The following is a 26,152-nucleotide window of genomic DNA, read 5'->3' as shown; positions in this document are numbered from 1 at the left end:
TCCAAAAGTAAATAATTAAACTATAATTACATTTATAAAGACAAAAAGAAGTTTTGTCTTATTTAAGCATCAATTTATTTATTAAGAAGAGGTGGTTTATGAGCAAAAATAAAAAGTTAATTATTGGTTTAAAATCAGCACTTTTAATCATTATTCCATCGATTGCAATTTCAACAGGTATTGCAACTAATTTACAAGCCCCTGAAAGGACAGAACGTGTTAAATTAACAGAGGAAACAGCGAGAAAAATTAAAAATGCTGAAATAACAATGTTAGATGGTTATTATGATTCACTTATGTTGGATCGTCCGGTTTTAAATCCTAATGGTGATGAAGATGGTGATGGTATTTTAAATAAAGATGAGGTCTACACATTTGTAAAAGACGGTAAGACTTATTTTGGATACAATTCGCACCCATTCTTAAAAGATACAGATGGAGATGGAATTACTGATAATAATGATGCTCATAAACTTAAATGAGATTTTTCACCTCGTGATGCTTTAATTTTCAGTAACTTATCTTACCGTAGTAAAGCTTTCTTAGATATTGAGTTTGATGATACAAATCGTGATTTATGAGAAGAAAATAAAGCATATTTTTTAGGCGAAGTTCCAGAAAATAAGCGAGATGAGCACGACAAAATTTTTGAAACAGTTCATAAAAATATGGCCCGTTATTGAAAAAGGTTTGAGTCTTGAGATGAAAGTAATGGATACCAAGCGTCTTGATTAATTAACCAATCTGATTTTCCATTCTTAGAAAATGACACTATTAGTGTTTTAGCTATTGCAGGTACTAATGGTGCAAAAGATCTCGATGATGATTTAGATTTATCAATATGAAGAAAAAAACCAGGTCAAGCTGAGAATGTGTGAATTTCTCTAGCAACAATAAGTCAAAAACCTGTTTCAGAAATTTATTCTACAGGCCACTCATTAGGAGGTCACCTTTCAGAGTATGCACTTATTTGATCAAAAGGAAATGAAGAAAATAGAAGTATTGACAATTTTGTTAAAGCATATGGTTTTAATTCTCCAAAAATTTCAAGTGCTTATTATGGAGCTATCAGTGACAGATTAATTAAAGAAGGTTGAGCACAACATTACGGAACAAATAATGATCTATTAAAAAGTTTTCCAGGCCACTTCCCAAGCACAATTTATGTTGGAGAAGGTTCTCACTCTGACACTAACTTCTTTAAAGATGAATATGTATCAAAATACTTTACTTCAGGTGATAGAAGTTTATTTAAAGGTATTGCGGCACAACCTATTCTAGACCAATTAATAGTTTCAAAATTCTGATATAACGTTCAATTATTCTCAGATAGAACACCTTCAAATGTATGAGGTCCAAAAAGAATAATGGAACAAAACACTGAACGTTTCTACAAAAGAATTAAGAATATGGTTCCAGAGCACTATCGTTTAGTTGATAGCGCACAAGAAATAGCTTCAAAATTCCCATTAAATAGAGATGCTAACCACAATACAAATATTAATTACCAAATTCCAATTACTCCAATAGACCATACTGTAACTTATGTATTTAAAGATAATACAGGAAGAGAAGTAGATAGAAGAACATTTACGGTCAATGTTGAAAATCAATCATATGAAAAACCTCAGATACCTAATCACCCACTACGTAAGCACTTCACATATAAAATGCAAAATATGTCAGAAGTCCCTTACACAAGAGACTTCTGAGTTGATACAACTTATGAAATCAATTTAGTTCCTGAATTAAGAGATAATACAATTGATAATTTAGAATACTTATCAGATGTTCAAAAGGCAACTGCTAAAGATCAAATGCGCGCATCTTCAGATAATGATGAAATTGACAGAATTATGAAGAATGCTCAAGATTTAAACCAACTTATTTACAAATTTAATGAAGCCAAACAATTTAAATACAAACCTGATTTTACAGAAGCTGATAAAAAATTTAAAGATGTATTTACAAATGTACTGGATGAAGTTAAAAACACTTTATCTTCAGAAGAATTTACAATTCCACCAGTAAGTTATGCAGTTTTATTAGATAAATTAGAAAAAGCTAAAAATGACTTAAATGGTTTACATAATTTAGGTGTAGCAAAATCAGATGCAATTGAAAGAATTCATAACTCAGAATACTTACCTGAAGATCAACAACAAAATGCTATTGCTCTTATCGATCGATGTGAAGAAATAACTAAAGTTAATAAGATTTTAGAGAACACTCTTCAAGCTGAAGCGGCATACACTACATTACAAACTGCTGCAAATAAAATAAAACAAGTTGATTATTTACAAGCTACACCAAGTCTTCAAGATGAATTTATTAAAGCTAAAGATGCTTTAACAGGATTTGATGGAAATATTGATTTTTCAGAACCGATTCCTGGACTTAAAGAATTAACAGATAACTTAGTTGCAAAAACAAATGCCCTTGATGGAGTTGATAGATTAACAAAATCTAAAAATGCTGCCAATGCAGTAATTTCAAATTCAGATTTATCAAAAGAACAAAAAACAACAGCTACTAAACTAGTTGAAAATTGCACAACACTTGAGTCAGTTGATAGAATCCAAAACAATGTTTCTAAAGTAAATGAAGCTATTAACTTAGTCAATAATATAACTTCTGAAAAACAAACACAAAACTACATTGAAGCAGATGGTGATTTACAAACTAAATTCAATACTGCTTTAGATACATTATCAAGTGTTAAAACTTATTCGGATTTTGAAAACTTACCAAATAACTTAAGTGAAAATTCTGAAGCATTAATAAGTGCACAAAGAAATCTAAATGGTGCTTCTAAATTAGTTTTAGCTAAGAATACAGCTAAATCTGAAATAGAAAATATGAGTAACTTACTTGCATATTTAGTTAAAAATGCTAAACAAGAAATTGATAATGCAAAAACTATTGCAAGTGTAAATACATTAAAAGAAAATGCTTCTGCATTAAGCACAGCTGTAGCAGTTGCTAAGCAAGCAAAAGATGTAAAAGAAACTATTGCTTATAAAGAGGCGACATCATCAAAACAAGATGCACTTACTAAATCATTAAATAACTTTGTAAAAACACTTGCTTCATACACAAGTTTTGTTAATAAACTTCCAAATATTGATACTTTAGTATCAAATATGAACGATGCCATCGCTTCACTTGATGGAGTAAAAAACTTAAATGATCTTAAGACACAAACAATCGCTCAAATTAAGAGTTTACAAAACTTAAATGATCAAGAGGAAAATAGTTTAATTTCTGAAGTTCAAAATCAAAATTCATCAGCAGATGTAAGATCTAAATTTGTTAAAGCTCAAAAACAAGATTTAACAAATAAGGTTGCTTCATTAACTAACTTATCAAACGCACAAAGAAGTTTATTAACTAATGAGATTAATAAAGATGCATTTAATTATCAAAATGCTAGTGCAGTTGTTTCAAATGCTTCTGAATTAAATAATGTAATCCCATCATTGAAGCAATCAATCAATCACGCAAATGAAGTTAAAGAATCAATTAACTACAGTTATGCAACTGGAGAGATTAAAAATTCTTACAACAGTGCATATGATGAAATAGTTAATGCAATCAATGTAAATGATTTTACAAATCCAATTGCTAACTTAAACTCATTATCAAGTTTCTTATCATCAGAAGAAGCTAGATTAGATGGAGTAGCAAATAAAGAATTATTAGATGCAAAAACATCTACTAAAGAACAAATTGATAGATTAGAAAAATTATCAGACACACAAAAGCAAGCAGCTAAAAATCAAATTGATGCTAAAACTACAGTTGCAGATGTTAACATATTAAGAGACTATGTAACTAAAATTAATGGTGCAATCGATAAATTAGATAAAGCAATCAAAGTTAAAGAAACATCAAATTACAAACTTTCTGATATAGATAGACAAAGAGCATTTGATAATGCTATTAGTGCATTAGAAAACTTAAGAACAGTAGATAACTTTAATGATGTTGATTCTTATTTAGATAACAAACTAGGCATATTATCAGATGCAGAAACACAATTAAATGGTGACAGCAAGCTTATTGAAAGAAAAAAACATGCAATATCATCGATTGATGATTTAGAGAATTTAGCTACAGAACAAAAATTAAAAGCTAAAGAGCAAGTTGATTTAGCTACAGAACCAGATATGGTGCAAAAAATTGCAGATAATGCTGAAGATATTGATTTTGTTTTAGGAGCCTTAAAAGTTGCAAATAAATCAATTAGGACAATCAGATATTCATCTGCATCAGAAGGTGCTCAAAAAGAATTTAATGAAGCTAAAAAAGATGCTGAAGTTTATGAAAATGCAATGGACTTTACAAAAGATTATGTTAATTTAGATTCTATTGGTAATAGATTATCAAATGCTGATAGAGCACTTGATGGAGTAAAAAACTTAGATGATGCTAAAGAATTAGGGAAACAAAAATTAGGTGATTTAATCCATATATCAGATGATCAATTCATTAATGCTTTCAATCAAATTGATCAAGCAGTGATATCAAAACAAGTTGAAACTGTTATTACAAATGTAACAAATATTGATAAAGCTATTGAAAAATTAAAATTAGCTAAAAAAGCTGAAGACACAATTGAGTTTAGAGAAGCAAGTAAAGAAAAACTAAACAATTTAATCAATGCAGTAGATTCGCTTAAAGGTGCTAAAGATGTTTTAGATTTCAACACTGTCGCTATCGAAAATATTGACAATAAAATTAATACTCTTAAAAATGCTATTAAACATTTAGATGGAAGAACAAATTTAGATACAGCTAAATCAGATGCTAAATCTAAATTATCTACTTTAATACACTTAAGTGTTAACCAAGTTACTGCTGCTGAAAGATTAATTGATTCTACTACAACAGTTCAAGGTGTTGAAGACATTATTGTTAACGTTACAAATGTTGATGCTGCAATAGAACAAGTTGATGCATTAAACAAACTTAAAGAAGATTCAAAACCTAAATATACACAAGCAGAAGAAAGCTTACAACAAGCTGCAAATAATGCACTTACACCATTAGAAGATGCAAAAACATATGAAGACTTTACAAGTCCATATGATGATGTTGTTGCTAAGAAAGAAGCACTTAAAAATGCTATTGGTGCACTTGATGGTGACATAAAATTAGCTGATGCTAAAACAGAAGCTAAAGAAGCTATTGAAGCATTAAATAAGTTATCAAACGATTCACAAAAAGAAGCTGCTAACAATTTAATTGATTCAGAAGCTATTGACACAATTGAAAAAGTTAACGCTATTGTTGAACGTGCTAAAGAACTTCACAATGCTTTACAAGCTCTTGAAAATGCAAATGCTGAAGAGTTAAAACCTAACTACACGGAAGCATCAACAACACCTACAAATAAAAAAGCAGAATTTGATGCTGCAAAAACAAAAATCGATGCAATCAAAAGGACAACTGACTTTAGTCAACCAATTGCAAATATTGTAGAATACACAAATGCACTTAATAATGCTGTTATAGATCTTGATGGTCAAGATAGATTAGATGTTGCCAAAGCAGAAACTAAAGCTAAATTAGGTGAATTAACACACTTAAGTCCTGATCAAATTAGAGAAGCAAATAATCAAATCGATGTTCTTGCAACAGTTCAAGGAGCAAAAGACATTGTTACAAACGCAACAAATGTTGACACTGCAGTTGCACAAGTTCAAAGATTTAATGATGTTAAATCAAAACCACAATTTACAGAAGCTGATTCAGATAAAAAACAAGCTGCTCAAACAGCGTTTAACAATTTACCAGGTGTGGAAACAATAACAGACTTTACAACAAATCCTATTGCTGACATTGCAGAAAAAACAGAAGTTCTTAATAATGCAATCAACTCACTTGATGGTCAACAAAACTTAGATGTTGCAATAGCTACTGCTAAATCTGCAATTGATGCATTACCTAACTTATCAGATGATGAGAAAAGAGACGCAAAAACTGAAGTTGAAAAACAAACAACTATTGCTAAAGTTGCTGATAAATTATTAGATACTCAAAAACAAGATGCATCAAATAAAATAGACTCATTATCAAACTTATCAGATGATGTGCAAAAACCAGCTGCTAAAACTCTAATTAACTCAAAAGCAACTAAAGATGAAATTTATGCAATTGTTGCTAATGCAGAAAAAGTTAACAGTGGTATTGGAACACTTAATGATGAAATTGCGATAAAAGAAGAAATTAAATATAAACAAGCATCAGATGATGTTAAGACAAACTTTGATAATGCTGTAACTGTATTAGATGGATTATCAAGCTACACAGAATTTGAAACTCAATTTGACCAATTAGATACTAAATTACAAGCTGTATCTGAAACTAAAGGTTTATTAAATGGTAAAGATAGATTAGACGCTGCTAAAACAGAAGCTAAAGAAGCTATTGAGGCACTTGAAAACTTAACATCAATTCAAAAAGAAGCTGCTAAAAATGAAGTTCAAGCTAAAACATCAATTGCTGATGTTGAAGAAAAATTACTTGAAACTCAAAAAGAAGATGCTATAGCTAAAATTAATTCATTACCTAAATTATCGGAAACTCAAAAAGAAAAAGCTATCGCGTTAGTGAATGCAAAATCAGATAAAGCAGGAATTGATAAGGTAGTTTCAAATGCATCAAGCATCGATGGAGCGATTGTTAAAGTTGAATCTGCTAGAGAAGTCGAATTAGAAATCAAATACACTCAAGCTTCAAACCAAGGTGCATTCGATGATGCAGTTACTACTTTAAACAACTTAACAACAACACTTGACTTTGATGAATCATACCCTAACTTAGATAACAAGTTAGATACATTAAAATCAACTCACGATGCTCTTGATGGTGCTGATAGATTGAAAACAGCTAAAGAAGAAGCACTTGCTACTATCAAAGTTGCTTCAAACTTATCAGATACTCAAAAAGACGCTGCAAGAAACGCAGTGAAGAGCTTAAATGAAGTTTCTAAGATTAAAGATATTAAGAATAATGTCAAAGAAATTAACAGTGCACTTGATGTTGTTAAGAATGCTGAAGATGTAAAAAATAAAAGTCAATATACAAAAGCTTCAAAAAGAAAACAAGTTGCATTCACAAATGTACTTGATGTATTGGATGAACTTAAAACTAAAGATGAATTTAATACATCAGTTGAAAGTCTCAATGAGAAATTAGATGCATTAAGAGATGCTCTTAATAATCTAGATGGTGATGTAAGATTATCAGAAGCAAAAGCTAAAGCTAATTATGGTATAGATAACTTAACTAACTTGACAGATGAACAAAAAACAAAAGCTAAAGAATTAGTAAATTCACAAGCATCAGTTGATACTATTGAAAACATTCTGACAAATGCAACAGATGTTAATAATGCATTAGAAGTGTTAAATGAGGTACAAAAAGTCAAATCAACACCTAACTATAGCGAAGCTGATGCACCTAAAAAATCAGCATTAGATAATGCATTAGTAAAATCAACTGAATTAAGTAATAAATTAGACTTTAACAATAGTGCGCAAGACTTAAATGAAAAAGTTAATGCCGTTGTTGAAGCTACAAAATCATTAAATGGTGATTCTAATTTAGCTACATCTAAAACAGATGTAAATGCAGAAATTAATAAGTTAAACAACTTATCAAATGAGCAAAAACAACAATTTATTTCTGAAGCTAATGGACAAGTAACTGTTCAAAAAGTTAAAGAAGTATTAGAAAAAGCTCAAAAATTAAATGAATCATTAAAACCTGTTGATAATAAACCTGAAGAACCTACAAAAGTTGAAGAAGGTAAAAAACAAGGTGCTCCTGGTTGAATTTATGGAGTTATAGTTCCATCAATTGTTGGAATTGCTACAGGTTTAGGATTCTTATTCAAGAGAATTTTTAGAAGAAAATAGAAATTTATAAACATTAAACTTACATTTTAAACGGTGTAAGTTTTTTGTTTTTTCTTTTATTCAAAAATACTAAAACACATAGCACAAACGAGTAAAAAAAATATTAACCATTACTGGTTAATAAATTTTGCTAAGCTTTTACATTGAAATCAGCTTTACCTTCTTGTTTTCATTTGTTTAAAAGTTTCTCTCATTCTTCAAATGATTCACATTGTAAGTATTCAAGTTGATCTTTGTTAATTAAAGGGTCAAATTTAGGGGATTTGTTTGTATTTGTGTAATGATAGTATCATTGTTTAACTTTCTTAATATCATCTTCAACATCTGCCCTATTAACAGGGAAAGTGTAAGATTTCATTCTTCTTTGATTAATATCCACATTTTCAGGGTTTAAATAATCTCCTAGGTCATCTCTTAAGAATAAAGCGATAATTGAGTAATGATTAGCTCCTTTTAAATACGAATAAAGTTGTGCTTGTTTTCTATACGAAGGGTCAACATCTTTGTCACCTCAAAGTTCATATTTCTTATCTTGTGCTGTTTTGATTTCAAGAATCATATTTGTCGAAGGGATGTATCCATCAGGAACTCCCATAATAACATCATCCTTGTCTTTGAAATAGTTATATTCATAATCAGCAGCAACAAAGTTTTCAATCACTACATTAGGGTGCATCTTTCTTAAGAAATCAAATATTTTAGGTTCTAAAATAGTCCCTGCATTAATGTATTTTTGTGATAACACAGGTAATTTTAAGTGTGCAATGTGACAAAATGCATTAAATTCATTTTTGAATGCATCCTTAATTAAAATCTCAGAAACGGTGCTTCCTCCAATTTTTTTGTATTTTAAAAACTTATTATCAGATTTAAGTTGCTCAATCATATGATCTTTTAAAACAATAACACTATTTTCTCAATCAATCTCATAATCTCTCTTGTTGTAATATTGTCTAGCCATATTCTTATTTTAAATTATTTTTTTAGTTAAAATCAAGTTATTTTATAAGTTCTTTAATAAATTTTTATTTTCGATAAAACAAGTCCAAATTGATCTAAAAAATATACTTTGAATTCATAAATGAATTTCAAATGTGTTATTATTAAGTTATAAATTATAAACATCTGAATAATTTACATAAAAATAATAAATTTATTAATCAATTAAATTGTAAAGTGTTATAATTTAATGTTAGCATCAATATATATATATATATATATATATTGGTTATATATTTATTTTTGGATTTAAAATTAGTTTTAATTTCAAGTGATGCTAAACAAAAATGGAGTAAATTATGAAAAAAAATAAACTTAAATTAATGTTGCTTGCAACATTTGGATCAATCGTTTCAATTTCATCTTTAGGTATTTCTTGTGGACAAACAAAACCACAACCTGAAAATCCATCAAATCCTAAAAATGAGGATCCCAAAAAACCAAAAAATAGCGGTGGTAATGAGGGTCCTAAAGTTGTTGTAGAACCTGAAATTCCTATAAGACCAGCAAATCCAGGTGTTGGATTAAATATTCCAGGTATGCCTGAACTCTATAAAACAGATCCTGCAGCATATAAAAAGCTTTCAGAATCAGACAAAAATGTTCTTGATTTACAAGGGTATGTAAAAGCACTTAAAGATTACCGTGGTGATTATTCATCAAAATTAGCTGCTAACTTAAAATTAACACCAGAGCAAATTGAAGCATATGATCGAAAAGCTAAAGCTGCAGGTCAACCTACATTTGAAAGTGCTGTTGTTAGAAACTTCTCTATTGTAAATACTGATGGAACTTTATCATTAAACCCATTAAGAGACGACACAAAAGCTGCTCACTGAGATTCAGTTCCTTCAAATAGAGGGTTACCTAGATACTTAGCTAATGAAATGTACAAGAAAACTGCTCTTCAATCTTATGCAATCAAACTTAGTAACACTAACCCATTAATAGAACAAAACAGAATGTACAATGGTTCTGCGTGAATTTTAGATTACAAACTTGATGAAAATGGATATCCAACAAAATGATATATCGGAACAAATATTCACGTTATTCAAGCATTTGCTGCATCAACTGCAAATGCATCAAGTCAATCAAGATTCAAACACATTAATGATTTACAAGCAGAAGCAGATAGCTACAATAAATACACAAAGGTTGTTAAAGATGCTGATGCAGAATACAACAAATTAATGGAAGAAGTTAGTGCAAAAATTAAAGCTAAAGATGATGAAATCAAGTCATATGAAGATAAAAAATATATAGCTTTATCTGCAGGTAATCAAGCAGAAGCTGATAGATATGAAAAACAAGCTCTAGCAGTTAGAGAAAATGACTTACCACCTTTATATGCAGAAGCTAAAAGAATCGAAGTTGAACAATGAAGTCCAAAATGATTAGCAAAATATAATGAAGCTAAAAACTGACTTAAACAAGGTGTAATAGGTGAGACTGTAAATATCCAGTTATTCCACTTTAACGATGAAACTCCAATTGACCAATGATTAAGAGTTAATGAACTTCAACCAACAGTTGATGTATTTAGTTTTAAACCATCACAAGTTAAACTAGTTTATGCTGGTCTTGACTTTTTAAAAACTAGTCCAAGAGATTACGTAGACCCTAACTCACCATTATCTGAATTGGAAGAAGCAGCTGATTTTGCTGTTCTTGAATTTGATTTTAGTAATTCAGATAATACATATGAATATAACAAAATTATTGGAGATCCACAAGACACATTTGGTGAACGGAAATCAGTTAGTTCGGCTGCTGAATTAGCTAAATTAGCTACAAGCAATTTTGCAAACTGAAATGAAAATGAAAAATTCAAGTTTGCTACAAAGAGCTTAAAAGCTACATATCAACAAGATGAAAAAACAATGATACCTAATGTTAGATTAACAAATGATAAAACTGCAAGTATTCCAAAATCAAAAATCAACTTAATTTCAGTTGCATTTCCAGATGCTAAAACTGACCACTTATTTATCCGTAAGATGTTAGAACCATCTGAAGTTGCAATTATTGACTCAGGATTTAGTCAAAGTATTTGAACAAACAAACCTGTCTATGTTGCAGAAGGTCAACAAGTTGATAAAAAAGTATTCACAAAAGAATACGGAAGTGGATGAAACAAATCACTAAGCGTAAGAAATTTCATTGATATGCCTGGTGTATTTGACATCACAATCGTTTCTCCATTAATTAATTCAAGAAAAAACGAAGGTTACAAATTTGGTGTAATTAGAGATTCTGCTTCAACTTACACAGGAGATAGATACTTAAGCTACGGATTAGGTTACTCAATAGGAGCTTGACAACCTTTATTTGGTGCATCAGGTTCATCAGTTAGAACAATTGATAATGAAATTGTTGGAATCAACTATGCAACAGGAGACTCCACAGGTGTGTCATTAACTGCTTTAACTCAAGCATTCAGATCTGAAGGTGAAACTTACGATGGTTTCTATGGTAAATATAAATTAGAACAATATGACTTAATTTACGGTGGGGGAGAAAATCAAAGAACATCATACCGTGAAGCATTACAAGAGTTATATCCAAACATTCAAACTTACTTATTCAAACAAGGGGCAAATTTAATTCCTGAAGAATACAAATTCAACAAATAATTAAAGAAAGGTATTAATTATGATTAAAGCTAAAAGAAAAAAATTAATAATCAATATTGGTGCCGTTTCTGCACTAGCTGTTGTAGGTGTTGTTGCAGCTAAAACAATTAGTGATAATGCTAAACCAAAAACAAAAGACTTAGGAGTTATTACTCAGTCACGTGGAATTGCTACAGTCATCAATGAAAATGATGTTTTATATAGCGACAGAAATTCTTCAAACAAAGATAATAACTTAAAAATCAAAGTCAAAATCGAACCAGAAAAACCAGTTGTTGAAAATCCAAAACCAGTAGAACCAGAACCAACAAAACCTGTTACTGAACCAGAACAACCAGAACAACCTGTTAATCCAGAGCCAGATCCAGAACAACCAGTGCCTGACCCTGAACCAGCAAACCCAGATCCGGTAGAACCTGAGCCTACTGATCCTACTCCTGCGCCTGATCCAGAACCTGTCGCCCCAACACCTGGATCTGATCTACAACCTGAGCCAGATCCTGCTCCAACACCAGAACAACCAAAAGAACCTGAACCAGAAGATCCGGATAAAGCAGACGATAGTGTTTATACAGAACAACCTAAAACCACAGAACCAGAACCTGAGCAACCTACAGAGCCTATTATTGAACAACCAATTATAGTGACTCCTCCAGAACCAGAACCAGATCCATCTACAGAACCTTCAAAAGCAATCGAAGGTTACGCCAACCCAGAAGCTGCAAAAGATTTAGATTTTGCAACAATGAAACCTAAACCTATTGACAAAGTTACAAAAGTCAAAGAGGAAATGAAAAGAGAAATTAGAGAAAATCTTTCTGTTATTAAAAGCATATTTGACAAAAATCCAAATGATTTAACAGAAGCTGATAAAGAGCTTTTAAACAAGAGTATCATTAAGATTGCTAATAACAATCCTCAAACTAATTATGGAGATAACGCAGATTTCTCATATCTTTTTAAATTACTTAAAGATCCTCAACAAGCATACGCATTTAAGATATCACTTGAAACTATAAATAGAGAACTTGAAAGTTACCTTAACAAAGGTATGGTCCCAGGTTTCCATTGAGGTGACACAGGATTTGGTAGTTTTGCACATGTTAACTTAGAAGATAATGTTGTTCGTAATGAATATATAAGAAGACATAAAAATTCATATTTTGCTTATGAATCACAATATCATAGAAATTCAAAACAAATTAGAAACTTAGAATATGAAGGTTTCTCTAAACGAAATAAAACTTCTGAATATTCAAGATATGGAGCAGGTGCTAATAAAGGGATTGAAATTTATGAATATACTCCAGAAAGTGCTATTGCAAAAGAAAAAGTCGGAACAAACAAAGTTATGGCAGTTCTTGATGCAGCTAACACTCAAGGTTACAATTCATTCTTAAGCTTTTTAGATAAAGTTAAACAAGCTAACAAACAAATTGATGTACTTGTAATCAAAAATATGGGTCTTAAAGACAAACGTCAAGAATTTAGACACATTTTAAAACAACTTCCTAAATCAATTCAAAAATTAACTTTATTCTTTGAAGGTAAAGATACAACTTCACTTATTGCGCTTAAGGATAAGGAAATCCAAGAATTAGACCTTTACAGTTCAAATGATTTATTAAGTAAAGACTGAGGAATTGACCCTATTGCATTACGTGGTGTAAAAAATATTACATTTGATTACACATTTGCAGCAATGCAAGATAACACAAATATGCCAGGTTCAATTGTGTTTAACAGACTTAGATTTGATAAAGATGATACATTAGAAGAAATCAACGAAGGTCTTGATATTGCATTCAAAGATAGATACAATGAAAGAATTTTCCAAGGAGAATTCGGAGATGGTTCTTGACCTACTTGACTTGATTTCTCATTAAACAAAAACATCAGAAGTCTTGAAGGAATGCGTTTCCACAATAGAGTATTTAAGAACTTAACTCTTTACAATAACACAAATACATTCACAGTTAATGCTGACACGTTAGCAGCTCAACAATGATCTGCAATGCTTATCAAAGGGCCTGAAAGACCTAAATTACATTTTGTTAGTCCTGTAGAAGTTAACACATTATACATTCAAGGTAACGCACGTGACTTAGACGATAACTGAGGTCCGGAATTATACGGATTAATTGAATCAGGTAAAAATGTATTTAGAACAATTTACGTAGATAACCAAACAATGGCTGACAGATTAAATCGCTCACAAGCATTTACTAAATTTGGTAAAACAGCAGTAGTTAAATCAGCTAACTTTGATCCAAGTGGAGGTGGCGATGCAGAAATCTCATTCAGTTAATAGTAAAACTAATTTATTGCAGATAAACTGAAGTAAAGAAAATATTCTTAAATTAATTTCACTTGTACTTTCGTTCTTGTTAATAAGCTCAATCGGAATTGTTTTCAATTACTTTATTAACAAAGGCGATCAAACAGGAATTGATTATTCGATTCTGTTTGATAGAAGTTTCAAAATAAACTCAAGTATTAACTTCTTTGTTTTATTCAACTTAACTTTATTATCATTGCTAATTATTATCGCTATGACTAAGAGTTATTTTGTCATAAACAAAAATAACTTGAAGTTTTCAAGTTACATCTACTGATATGTTGCATACATTACTTATGCACTTATTACATTTGGATTTTATACTTTCACTTTTATAACTACTACAAAAGATACTTCTTCAAAATGATTAATTTATAACTCATTTTTACTTATACCACTTTTAGTTATTGATTTAACTTTTGATGTATACACACAAGTTCAAAAATCAAGAAATTTTTCAATTAACATCAAGAAATTAGTTTTAGATTCAAGCTATACTATAATCAAATACGTTTTACTCGGAATTGGATTATGAATGCTTGTTTTAATGGTTAATAACGTTCAAGTTTCAAAATCAAAAGATGGAAGCATTGAAACACAAAGAATTGTTGGTATTTTTGTAAACAACGTTTACATTAATAAACTAACTAGAATTTTCAGTGAAAATGCAGTTTACAAAAACTTATCTATTTTTGGATTAGTTTTTGCACTTATCTTACTTCTAAGTTTAAAAGTTTACTCAAACATCTCAAACTTATCAAGTGTAGTTTACAGAAACAGTTTATTTGCATCACTTACAAAATTAATTCTTGCATTTATCTTACCTGTAATGTTCTTTGCAATTTACACACTTGCAAAATACGCTTACAAACCAATCGATATTAGTGAAGATACAACCACAAAAGTTACTTTATTTGCTGTGTTTATTTCATTAGTTGCAATCTTAAATGGACTTGTAATTACAAGTAGATTTACAAAATTCAAAAATCAATTATTAACAAACAAAACAGCATTTGTATTTTTGGAATTACTTTCATTATTTGTTTTATTAGTTGCAAACACTCAATTAAACTACTTTAACAGATTAATTATCAACTTGTTATTCTTTGTTTTATTTGTAATTAACTTTGGATTAGTTAAATACAATAAAGCTAATAAATTAAATAATTTAGAAAATTCAATGCTTTTAGCTATGTTAGTTTTCCTAACAATTTCATTAGTGTTTAGCATTTTCTTACACGCTACATTAAGTAATGATAACTGAGCAATATTAGTGCTTACAAAGAATTGAGATATATTAACAATTCTTGCACTGGTCACAATTATGCTTTATATTCTATTTGCACTTTCATCTATAGCATATACTGGATTTATCAAGATATTTGCTTTGCTTTATGAAAAAAGAAAACACTTTACAAAGAGAGGTAAATAATTTATGTTTAAGAAAAATAAAATGAAAAATAAAGAGCTTTTAGCATACTTAGAAAAAGCAAAAGTTTATCAATCAAAATTATTTGCTGACTTTGAAAGATTTAAAAGCAAACCGACTTATGTTTCAAATGAAAGTTTCTGAAATTCATTTTTAATTGAATACAACTTAACTGAAAAAGATTTAAAACCTTTGACAGATAGTATTCAAAAATGAATTAGCAGAAAAAATAATCTTTTATTAGATAAATTTGTTATGACCTGAACTATTGATTCAAAATTTAGTTTATATGATCAAATTCCTAAAACTGAACAAAAACAAAATGTTTCTGTATCAGATACAATACTTAGAAGCTCTGTTTCACAATTGAACTCAGACTTTAATGAATACATAAATAAACTAATTGAAGAGAATTACATTATCGAATTTATACCGAGTGTTCTTTTATTAAAAGAAAACAATGTTTATAAATTATTTATAGGTCCTGGAATTATCAATGAACAGTAAAACCATTGAATCAAAATACAATTCTCTTAAAAAGATTTATAAAATCGTTGAATCAAAGAAAAATATTACTTTAATTAACTTACTTAGACTATCTAAACAAATTAGTTACTGTTTAGATAGAGCTAACTATTCAAAATTCATAATTGAGCAAATTACTGATAAATATTCAATCAATGATTTTGCTCTTAATAAAAAAAGTGACTTGCTTACTTTAGGTGGATTAAAAACACTTTGAATTTACATTACAGAAGAAGAAAAATATAGTACTAACTCATATCAAAAACATGAAAAGTACTTGCTTCAAGCTATCAACAAATCTAACGATAGCATTATTGCTATTGGTCAAAAAGCAATTAAGTTTGCTAGTGACAACGGATTTAATATCTTATTTAGCTTTGAGAAAAATGAAGTTGATTACTTAAATGAACTACTTCCAAAAATCATTATTAACAACTTCAAAATTAATGATTATGCAAACTTAAACTTTGTAATTAACTCAACAAAGATTAAAGAAAAACATATTCAACTTCTTCCTGTAAATATGAATAATTTCACACTTAAACACCATCAACACGGTCAATTATTTAACTCAAATATCAACACTCACAAAATTTCACAAGATTTAAATGAGTTTATCGATTCAGAAACTGAGTCTTACTTAAACTTTGCTATTTCTTCACTTTTAACTGAGTCAGCTTTAATTTATGAAAAATATAAGTTAGTTGCTCAAAACAGTACTCTTAATGATTTAGAAGAAAAAATCAAATTCCAAAAAAGACAATTCTTAAAAGTTAAAAGAGAAAAAGAAATTGAACAAATCTCAATGCTTAGCAAGAAAAAAGACTTATTACATGAAATCAGAAAGGGGAACTAATGATTGATTTAACTTTAGTATCAGCTAAAAATGTTAAAAGACATCTTAAGATTTCTGAATTAAAAATCAATCATCAGTTAAAAGATAGTTGACAAAAAGTTGATAAAAACACAATTTCAAGTCACAAAAAAGTTTTATGCTCACTTAAAACAAATTCAAAAGAATACTTTTTAATATTTGATTCATTATTTGTCCAAAGTAATGAAAATCAAATTGTCCTTTTCTACAATAATTCATTTGATACTTTTGCGCAAGATGATAAAAATAAAACACAATTACATTCATTAAATAAAAAATACAAAGAAATTAAAAGGGAACTGCTAAAAACAAAATTTGCTTTATATGCTTCTAATGACATTGATTTAATCAACAGATTAGAAAAACTAAAAAGAAAAGCATTCAAGCTTAAAGCTCAAATTTACTTTTCATTATTTGAAAATGAGGATTTATGAAAATAAGAAGATGACTTAAATTAGGCGCTATTTCTTCTTCATTAGTATTACCGCTTTCGGTTATTTCAGCAACTACAAATGAAAATGAAACAGCAAGTGATACAACTGAAACAGAAAAAGAGCCTGTTGCTAATTTTCCTGAAACTAAGGAAATGCAAAAAAACATTTTCAATGAAAAATTACCATTAGTCCTTGAAGAGTATATTAAAAAGCTTGAATTAGAAGTAGCAGATTATGAAAAGCAAAATTTAGCAGAACCAAATATTGAACATTTAAAAAGAATTACTTACTATAAAAAGTTTGTAAATTATTTAAAGGCTCAAAAAGATCAAATAGTTTCAAATCCAATTGAAAATGGATTTAACATCATTTTCCCTAATTTACTTACAAATGAAACTTACAAATTAGGAGACATTACTTACTTTAAAAATGATTTTGGACCACTTATGATTGGTGAAGCTACACCAGATAACTACGAAAAAGTAAGTGCTATAGACACAGAAGGAAAAGTTGTCATTCCTGAAGAAGCAGAAGTAATTAATAATCAACTTACTCAAAGTGCGATTTTGAACCAAACAAATAGCTATATTGAATCGCTATCTTCATCTTGAAGAGATATTCTTTTAGAAAAAGAAGACTTTCCTAAATATGCAAAAGATGAAGAAGTTTTCAAAGTTTTAGATGATGATGCAAAATTAGATTTAAATATACCTAAAGGTTTTGATTCTTGAGATGCTTATTTCTTATCGGTTCTTAATAAGAGAACAATGAAATTTGACATCGAGAAAAACCAAGAATTCAATGAAGTTGTTGAAGAACCGATTCTTCCAATCTTACCTGAAGACAAAATCGAAGAAGACCCAATTGTAGTTTCAGTTGCTGAAGAAAACGTTCCTAGACTTTCTCCAATACTTACAGGTGACTACATCAACACTTCAAATGCAGAATTAATTAGTTTAGTAAATTCACAAAATGCTAAATTCAATAATGAAGCAGTTTTCTTCTTTAATCCATTATTAAAATTACTTAAATACAACGTTACAGGCTTAAGAGAAGAAGATGGCAAGTTAATTGCAACAATTACTTTAACAAATACATCAGATGAGAAACAAACATCTTATGAACGTGAAGTGACTAGATATTCAGATGCACAATATGCTCAATCAATGCAAGTTGTAAGTAATGCAATTGAATCTTCGATGTTAGGTTACTATGATGCACTTGGAATTACCAAAGATTTAGTTTTTGAAAAACTTGGAAATAGAAAACTTCAAGAAATTGTCTTTGACCAAATCTTTGTTGCAGTAAAAATTATTAACAATCAACAATTCACAAACATCATAAATGACGCAGTTGAATACTATAAGGATGTAACTTTTAAAAATGATAAAGGTGATTTAATCAACTTATCATTATCAGAAGACTCAAAAGATGCATTCACTAACTCTATTCACGCACAAACAATTAAAGGAAGAACTTACTTTAATTTATTAACAAGTGCATATAAAGACTTATATAGCGAATTTTCAAAACAAATTTCAGTACCTGAAATTAAATCAGTTATTGAAGCTAACTTAAATTCTTTTAATTTCACATTTAGCGACGTTAATGAAGCGCTATCAACTTTAAGAGACTTAATTTTAGACTTAGACAGAATTGAACAAGTAAGCACATTTAAAAATCAACAATTTCAAACTTTCAACATAAAGTTAGAACAAGTTCAAAAACAATTCATTAATTTAGGTATCGTAACTCAAAATAAAAACATCACTAATGAAAGTGAAAACATCAGAACACAATACCAAAAAGCTTACAATGAATTGATTCTTAAAGAAAATTTACAATCAACAAAAAACACAAACATTGTTTTAATTACAATCGGTACACTTATTACGCTTTTATTAATTGGAACAATAATCATTAGCAGTTTAAACAAAAAGAAAGCTAATTTAAAGTAAAGGAAGAACATGGAAAATAAATTATACATATCAGCCATTTATGACTATGTTGTTGAAATAAGTGGCCAAACAAATTACAAACAAAATGAAATTTACCATTTAAAAGATAATAAAGATGCTTTATTAATGGTAATTTCAGCAACAGAAGATCGTGCTTTTTGTTTAATTAAACAAAATCCTGAAGAATATAAAATTGGTGCAGAAGTAATTAAAGCTAAAGTTGATACAAAAGTTAAAACTGCAAAAAACTACTTTGGAAAAATCATTGACATTAACAATGACATTTTATTCCCTGAAGTTACTAAAGAAAAATTTGAATTCTATGAGCAATCTTCAGAAATCTTTAACGTTAATAACAACTTAATGTCTTATATGCCTCTTGATGAGCAATTAAAAACAGGTTACTCAGTAATTGACTTGCTTATTCCTGTCGGAAAAGGACAAAGAGAACTTATTATTGGTGATAGAAAAACTGGTAAAACATTTATTGCTTTAAACACAATCATTAACCAAAAAGACAAAAATGTTAAATGTATTTATGTTGCAATTGGACAAAAACAAAGCGAAATTGCAAATGTTTACAATTTACTTAAAGAACATGGTGCTGATGAATACACAATCATCTTAACTGCAAACAGTGATAAACCATATGAACAATATTTAGCTCCATATATTGCTATGGCTCATGCTGAAAATGTTTCTTATGAAGATGATGTTTTAATCGTGTTTGATGACTTAACAAAACACGCAAACATTTTCAGAGAAATTGCTTTATTAATCAACAAACCAGTTGGTAAAGAAGCATTCCCTGGAGATATGTTCTATGCACACGCTAGATTACTTGAAAGAAGTGGTAAATTCCATAATAGAAAATCAATTACTGCTCTTCCAATTATTCAAACAGTTGATAACGACATTACATCTTTAATTGCATCAAACGTTATTTCGATTACAGATGGTCAAATTGTTACAAACTCAGAATTATTTGCACTTAACAAATATCCAGCTATCGATGTTAATTTATCAGTTTCACGTATTGGTGGTGGAGTTCAAAACAAATTAATGAACCAAAGTGCAAAAATTGTTGGTAAGTTATATAGATCATTCAAAAAACAAGCTAAACTACTTGCTGTTAAATACGACCTTAATGATGACATTAACTCACTTATGTTGGGTGGAATTCAAATTGAAAAAATGTTTAATCAAAAAGGTGTTTCATCATACGATGAAAAGGACATTTACTTAATTTCACGTATCATTCAATGAAACTTATTAAATAACTTATCTGATGTGCAAATTAATCAAGCAATCAAATTCATTATTGAATACGAAAAAGCCAATGCAACTTGCAAAAAAATTGTTGAAGACTTAATTAATGATACAACTAAAGATCCTGAATTAGTTAAAAACTACTTTGCATTCTTGCTTAATAAATATTCAAAAAAATTCAATCTACAATGACAATTACCTGCTGCTAAAGAATTCTTAACTACAGATGAAAAACTAATGGAACAAATTCACAACAAAATCAAAAATGAATTAAAAGGAAGTAAATAATGAGTGCTAAAATAACAAAATTATGAAGTGACGTAATTGAAATTCAATTCAAAAATGAAAAGTTACCAGCTATTAATTCATTTCTTAAAAGTGACAATGGTTCATATTTATTAGTTAAAAGAATTCTTAATGAAAATACTTTATTGGCAGTTATTGTAGACTTAAAAGATAACTTATCAATCAATGATAAGATTGAAAAATTAAACCATTCATTTATGGTTCCTGTTGGAAATGAAGCAAAAGGACACATCTATGATGTGCTCGGAAATAACTTAAGCTCACCTAAAACAAAAGTTACAAAAACAGTTGAAATGGATTCAACAATTGTAACAAACACAAACTACGAAAAAAGAGCACAACTTTTAACAACAGGTATTAAAGCTATTGACTTTTTCGTTCCTATTTTAGATGGAGATAAAATTGGTATCTTTGGAGGAGCTGGAGTTGGTAAAACTGTTTTAATGAAAGAAATTATTTTTAACCTTTCAAAACAAAAAACTAACACATCAGCTATCTTCATTGGTTCTGGAGAACGTTCAAGAGAAGCTATTGAGTTATACAATGATTTAACTGAATCTAACTTAATGCAAAACTCAACAATGTACATTTCAAGAATGAACGAAAACCCAGGTTCAAGAATGAGTATTGTACCAGTTGGAATTACAGCTGCTGAATACTTAAGAGACAACAATAAAGAAAATGTTTTATTATTCATTGACAACATTTTCCGTTTCTTACAAGCTGGAAATGAAGTTGCTGCATCACTTGATAAAAAACCATCTATTGGTGGATATCAAGCAACTTTAAACACTGAAATTTCACAAGCTGAAGAAAGACTTTACACAAATGAAAACGGTTCAATTACATCATTCCAAACAGTTTTCTTACCAATGGATGATTTATCTGATCCATCAGCTGTTGCTGTGTTTAACCATTTAAACTCATCACTTGTGCTTTCACGTGAAATTAGTGCTAAAAACATTTTCCCTGCTTTTGATCCATTAGTTTCTTCATCGAATAATGTAAATCCTGAAATTATTGGTTCAAAGCATTATCAAGCTATCTTAGACACAAAATACATCTTACAAAGATATAAAGAAATTGAAGATGTTATGCTTATTTTAGGATTTGATGAGTTAGATGACGAATCAAAAACAATCGTTAAAAAAGCATTACAGTTACAAAACTTCTTCTCACAAAACTTCTTTATGACTGAACATTTCACATTAAGAAAAGGGGTTTTTGTACCTTTAGATCAAACTGTAGATTCAGTTGTTAGAATTATTAATGGTGAATTTATTGATGTAAATCCAGAAAAATTCGCTTACATTGGTTCAGTAAACGACCTTAAAAAATAATCAAATTTGCAAGCTACTTTTAGCTTGCTTTTTTGTTGATTTCAAGCTCAAAATTTATTTTATTTTTTTAATAATATAAAAGTGTTAATTTAGTATATTTAAAAATAATAAAAAGGACAAATTTATGACTAGTAAAACTTCAAAAAGAAATAAAAAGATTATTATACTTTTAGCATTCACAGGAGTACTTGGAGCAGTAACTGTACCTGCTGTGTATTTTGGTCTAAAATACACAAATAAAACTGAAGAAACTGTAAAAGTGATATTAAGAAACGCTTATACCAGGGATGAAGAACCTGAAACTCTTAAGAGTATTGCAAAAAAAATCAATGGTAAATGAGAAATCACTAATCCTGATCCGGAAAACTATGTTTTATTGAATAAATACGGGGGAGTGGTTGATAAGTTGATAAGAGATGAAGCTCCGATATCAAATGAATTTATTAAAATATGACCTAAAAATTATGATGTCCAAGTTTCAATAGCAAGAAATGAATTCGATCAAGACTGACAAGATATTCAAGATTTCGAAATTCAAGTTAATTATCAAGATGATGAAACAAGAATTAATGAACTTATTAAACAAAAATTACCAAAAGACGTTAAAGTTTCGTCAATTTCAGGTGTAACTCCTTGAACTTCAGAAATTCAAATTGAAATTGTTGAAAATAGAAAGACAATAACAATTAATTTCAAAGATTTAGATAATAATTTAGTTTCGTCAACTACTCAAAAAATTAATGTGGATGAAAACTCAATTACAGTTTCAAATTTATTAATTCCAGATGGTTATGTATTAACAAATTCAAATAAACAAGTTGTAGATAGCGTAACAATAAATCAAATTGAAAACGATACTGTTGATGTTACAGTTTTATATCAAAACTATAGTGTGCAAGTTGTGATAGCTAATAATGAATCACATAGACAAGATATTAATAACTTTAACATTGATGTTAATTATCAAGATGATGAAACAAAAATTAAAGAGCTTATTACTCAACAATTACCTACAGATGTAAAAATTAAATCAGTTTCAGGAATTAAACCTTGAGCTACATCAATAAACCTTAATATTGTTGAAAATAGAAAAACAATAACAATTAACTTTAAAGACTTAGATAATAATTTAGTTTCATCAACTACTAAAAAAATTAATATGGATGATAATCAATTAACTGTCTACAGCAATATGGTTCCTGATTCTTATGTTTTAGTTAATTCGAATAAAGAAGTAATTGAAAGTGAAGTCGTAGACCAAATAGTAGATAATTCAGTTAATGTTTTGGTTCTTCCTAAAAACTATAATGCACAAGTTAAAATAGTCAAAAACGAGTCACATAAAGAAGATATTCAAGATTTTGAAATTCAAGTTAATTATCAAGATGATAAAACAAGAATTAGTGAACTTATTAAACAAAAATTACCAAGTGACGTTAAAGTTTCATCAATTTCAGGTGTAACTCCTTGAACTTCAGAAATTCAAATTGAAATTGTTGAAAATAGAAAAACAATAACAATTAACTTTAAGGATTTAAACAACGATATTGTTGAAATTACAACTCAAAAAATTAATATGGATGAAACTTCAATTACAATTTCAAACTTATTAATTCCAGAGGGTTATGTATTAACAAATTCAAATAAACAAGTTGTAGATAGCGTAACAATAAATCAAATTGAAAACGATACTGTTGATGTTACAGTTTTACCTCAAAACTATAGTGTGCAAGTTGTGATAGCTAATAATGAATCACATAGACAAGATATTAATAACTTTAACATTGATGTTAATTATCAAGATGATGAAAGAAAAATTAAAGACCTTATTACTCAACAATTACCTACAGATGTAAAAATTAAATCAGTTTCAGGAATTAAACCTTGAGCTAAATCAATAAATCTTGTTATTATCGAAAATAGAAAAACGATAACAATTAATTTCAAAGATTTAGATAATAATTTAGTATCATCAACTATTCAAAAAATTAATATGGATGAAAACTCAATTACAATTGAAAGTAATTTAGTTCCTAACTCATATGTCTTAATCGATTCTAATAAAGAGGTTATTCAATCGATAACAATCGACCAAATTCAAAATAATGAAGTTAATGTAGTGATAGCTCCACAAAGTTATACAGTTTTAATTAATATTGTTCAAAACAATACAAGTGATCAAGTTGATAATTTTGACGTTCAAGCTACTGCTCAAGATACAAAAGATAATTTAATTGAGTTAATTAGAAATCTATTAGATTCTAAATACTTATTTGAATTGAGTGGTGTGTGAAATAAATTTGATAAAGTCGCAAACATAATTGTTAATGCTGCTCAATCTGCTGAAAGTAAAGATGATTATGTTGCATACATAAGAGAAAATTTAAATTCATTAAATAAAGTAAAACAAAATGAAACATTATTTGGTTCAGATCAAATTACAAATTTTGATTTATCTACTTTAGATGATTATGAAAATAAATCATTAGATGAATTAAAAACTCTTAAAAATGAAGTAGAAAATGTCCTTAATGTTGCTAATACAATTGCAACAGAAAAAGTTAATGATGCATTTGAACAAATTGTTCAAATCTCTAACAATCCAGATAATTCTAAGTACTACTTAAAAGATTTCTTAGCTGATAAAGAAAACTTATCATACAAATTTGAGCACGACACAGATAAGGTTGAATTCTTTATTTCTAGATTTGATGAAATTAATCAAATTAAAGCTAATATTGATGAAAGAATTGATAAAGGTAATTTACTAAATTACTTAACAACAAACATGCAATATGCAACATATTTAGTATTAAATTGTCTAAATAATGCTGATGATGGATATGCAGATTATGTAATTGGTCCTAGAAAAATATTTGAAGGATCATTTAAATTGTTATCTATTGATAACACATCTAAATATCAAACTCTTTCAATTCGTGATTTAAAACCTTTATTTGATTCAGGTCTAATCACACTTCAATACAAAACTCGTTTAAGAGGACGCAATAATGATCCTTACATTAGATTAGATAAAAGTTCAATTGATTATGATGATGAAGTTGTTACATTTGAATATAATCACGATGATAATGAAGAGAGACTTCTTAAATTAGAAATTTTAAATAATCAAGGAAACTATCCTTATTTAGCAACAACATTTGTTAAAGAAGATAAAAGCCCAATAGCAAACTATTGAGTTAAAACAGGTGTAGTTCCTGATTTAACACCTGCTGCTTCAACTATTGTTCCTAATTCACTTGATGATTATTGATTATTCCCTAGAAAATATGAAATCAAATATAAAGAAAGATTTTTACAAGATGGAACAAATAATGTGAATAAAAACTGATTAAATAATGTAATTAACAGCTATGCAAATGGTGCTTGAAATTACAAGATTTCTGACGGCACAGCATTTAATTATCAAAATGCTTTATGAGTTGCATTGCTTCAAGCATTTGTTAAAACAAATATAACAAGTGATAAGTTTAATATTGATAAAAATACATCAGTCTTCACAAAAACATTTACAGAAGACAACTCATTTACATTCGTTTTAAACGCAACTGCATCTAAAAACTCTTCAACAAGAGATTTTGCAAACATCGGTGGAGCATTCTTTGAACAATTAATTGACTCATCAACTGCAAGACACATTGATTTTGCAACTGGGGACAAAATTAGACTTGAATTTGATTTAGATAATTCACGTTCTTGACATCCAAGCATTCCAGGGAACACATTACCATCAGTTATTTCCAATAACTTAGGAGACTTTTCAAAAACTGCAAAAGCTTACAATTTTAACGGTTACTTCCCAATTAATGCAAGTTACTATGGAGATTTAAGACTTAAACTTTATGTAAATGATAATCTCATTTGAAATGCTTCTACACTAGATGGAACACAAAGTCATATTCTTCCAATCTTTGTATTAGATAAATGAGATATTCCAGAATCAGATAGAAAATACGTTTTAGTCTATACAGCTGGTTCAAAAGTAGCAATAGGATAATGAGGTATAGAAAATAACTAACTTCATTAAAAAGTTGTAATATTCCCTGAGTTTCCAAGTTAAAAAGGGTTAAAAAACGAAAACACCTATAAATAAGGCGT

General features: G+C 28.7%; 12 protein-coding genes. 11 read left to right on the top strand and 1 reads right to left on the bottom strand.

Features of this window, described 5'->3' with window-relative positions:
* Window positions 1-98 precede the first annotated feature (98 nt).
* Complete coding sequence (locus tag VBM89_RS01690; protein WP_323188578.1) at window positions 99-7,925, top strand: hypothetical protein; 7,827 nt, start codon at window positions 99-101, stop codon at window positions 7,923-7,925.
* 130 nt (window positions 7,926-8,055) lie between these two features.
* Here VBM89_RS01690 and VBM89_RS01685 read toward each other — a convergent pair whose 3' ends face one another.
* A complete protein-coding gene (locus VBM89_RS01685) occupies window positions 8,056-8,886 on the bottom strand; it encodes an MAGa7180 family putative nuclease (protein ID WP_323176457.1) in 831 nt (276 codons plus the stop codon).
* A 337-nt stretch (window positions 8,887-9,223) separates the two neighbouring features.
* Here VBM89_RS01685 and mip point away from each other — a divergent pair, with 337 nt between their 5' ends.
* The 10 genes from mip (at window position 9,224) to VBM89_RS01635 (ending at window position 26,051) form a co-directional block, all read left to right on the top strand.
* On the top strand, window positions 9,224-11,560 hold the full coding sequence (gene mip, locus VBM89_RS01680) for an Ig-specific serine endopeptidase MIP (protein ID WP_323188577.1): 2,337 nt from the start codon (window positions 9,224-9,226) through the stop codon (window positions 11,558-11,560).
* 19 nt (window positions 11,561-11,579) lie between these two features.
* Window positions 11,580-13,868, top strand: a complete 2,289-nt coding sequence (locus VBM89_RS01675; RefSeq protein ID WP_323188576.1) for a putative immunoglobulin-blocking virulence protein — start codon at window positions 11,580-11,582, stop codon at window positions 13,866-13,868.
* Complete coding sequence (locus tag VBM89_RS01670; protein WP_323188575.1) at window positions 13,846-15,330, top strand: MSC_0624 family F1-like ATPase-associated membrane protein; 1,485 nt, start codon at window positions 13,846-13,848, stop codon at window positions 15,328-15,330. The genes VBM89_RS01675 and VBM89_RS01670 overlap by 23 nt, the downstream gene beginning before the upstream one ends.
* 21 nt (window positions 15,331-15,351) lie before the next feature.
* Window positions 15,352-15,834, top strand: a complete 483-nt coding sequence (locus VBM89_RS01665; RefSeq protein ID WP_323188574.1) for an MSC_0623 family F1-like ATPase-associated protein — start codon at window positions 15,352-15,354, stop codon at window positions 15,832-15,834.
* Window positions 15,824-16,708 carry an MSC_0622 family F1-like ATPase gamma subunit gene (locus tag VBM89_RS01660; RefSeq protein ID WP_323176453.1) on the top strand — a complete coding sequence of 295 codons (885 nt, stop codon included), beginning with the start codon at window positions 15,824-15,826 and terminating at the stop codon, window positions 16,706-16,708. The genes VBM89_RS01665 and VBM89_RS01660 overlap by 11 nt, the downstream gene beginning before the upstream one ends.
* Window positions 16,708-17,166: an MSC_0621 family F1-like ATPase epsilon subunit gene (locus tag VBM89_RS01655; protein WP_323176452.1), complete on the top strand. Its 459-nt coding sequence runs from the start codon at window positions 16,708-16,710 to the stop codon at window positions 17,164-17,166. The genes VBM89_RS01660 and VBM89_RS01655 overlap by 1 nt, the downstream gene beginning before the upstream one ends.
* A complete protein-coding gene (locus VBM89_RS01650; RefSeq protein ID WP_323176451.1) occupies window positions 17,157-19,118 on the top strand; it encodes an MSC_0620 family F1-like ATPase-associated subunit in 1,962 nt (653 codons plus the stop codon). The genes VBM89_RS01655 and VBM89_RS01650 overlap by 10 nt, the downstream gene beginning before the upstream one ends.
* A gap of 9 nt (window positions 19,119-19,127) precedes the next feature.
* Complete coding sequence (locus tag VBM89_RS01645; RefSeq protein ID WP_323188573.1) at window positions 19,128-20,675, top strand: MSC_0619 family F1-like ATPase alpha subunit; 1,548 nt, start codon at window positions 19,128-19,130, stop codon at window positions 20,673-20,675.
* The gene (locus tag VBM89_RS01640) at window positions 20,675-22,033 is read left to right on the top strand and encodes an MSC_0618 family F1-like ATPase beta subunit (RefSeq protein ID WP_323188572.1); all 1,359 of its coding nucleotides are present in this window, start codon (window positions 20,675-20,677) and stop codon (window positions 22,031-22,033) included. The genes VBM89_RS01645 and VBM89_RS01640 overlap by 1 nt, the downstream gene beginning before the upstream one ends.
* Window positions 22,034-22,157: 124 nt before the next feature.
* Window positions 22,158-26,051 carry a hypothetical protein gene (locus tag VBM89_RS01635; protein ID WP_323188571.1) on the top strand — a complete coding sequence of 1,298 codons (3,894 nt, stop codon included), beginning with the start codon at window positions 22,158-22,160 and terminating at the stop codon, window positions 26,049-26,051.
* Window positions 26,052-26,152: the final 101 nt, after the last annotated feature.

The sequence above is a fragment of the Mycoplasma sp. 1199 genome, assembly GCF_034863365.1.
Classification (GTDB): Bacteria; Bacillota_I; Bacilli_A; order Mycoplasmatales; family Metamycoplasmataceae; genus Mycoplasmopsis.
The sequence above is the reverse complement of the archived record's forward strand: the minus strand, read 5'-3'. Positions and strand labels throughout refer to the sequence as shown.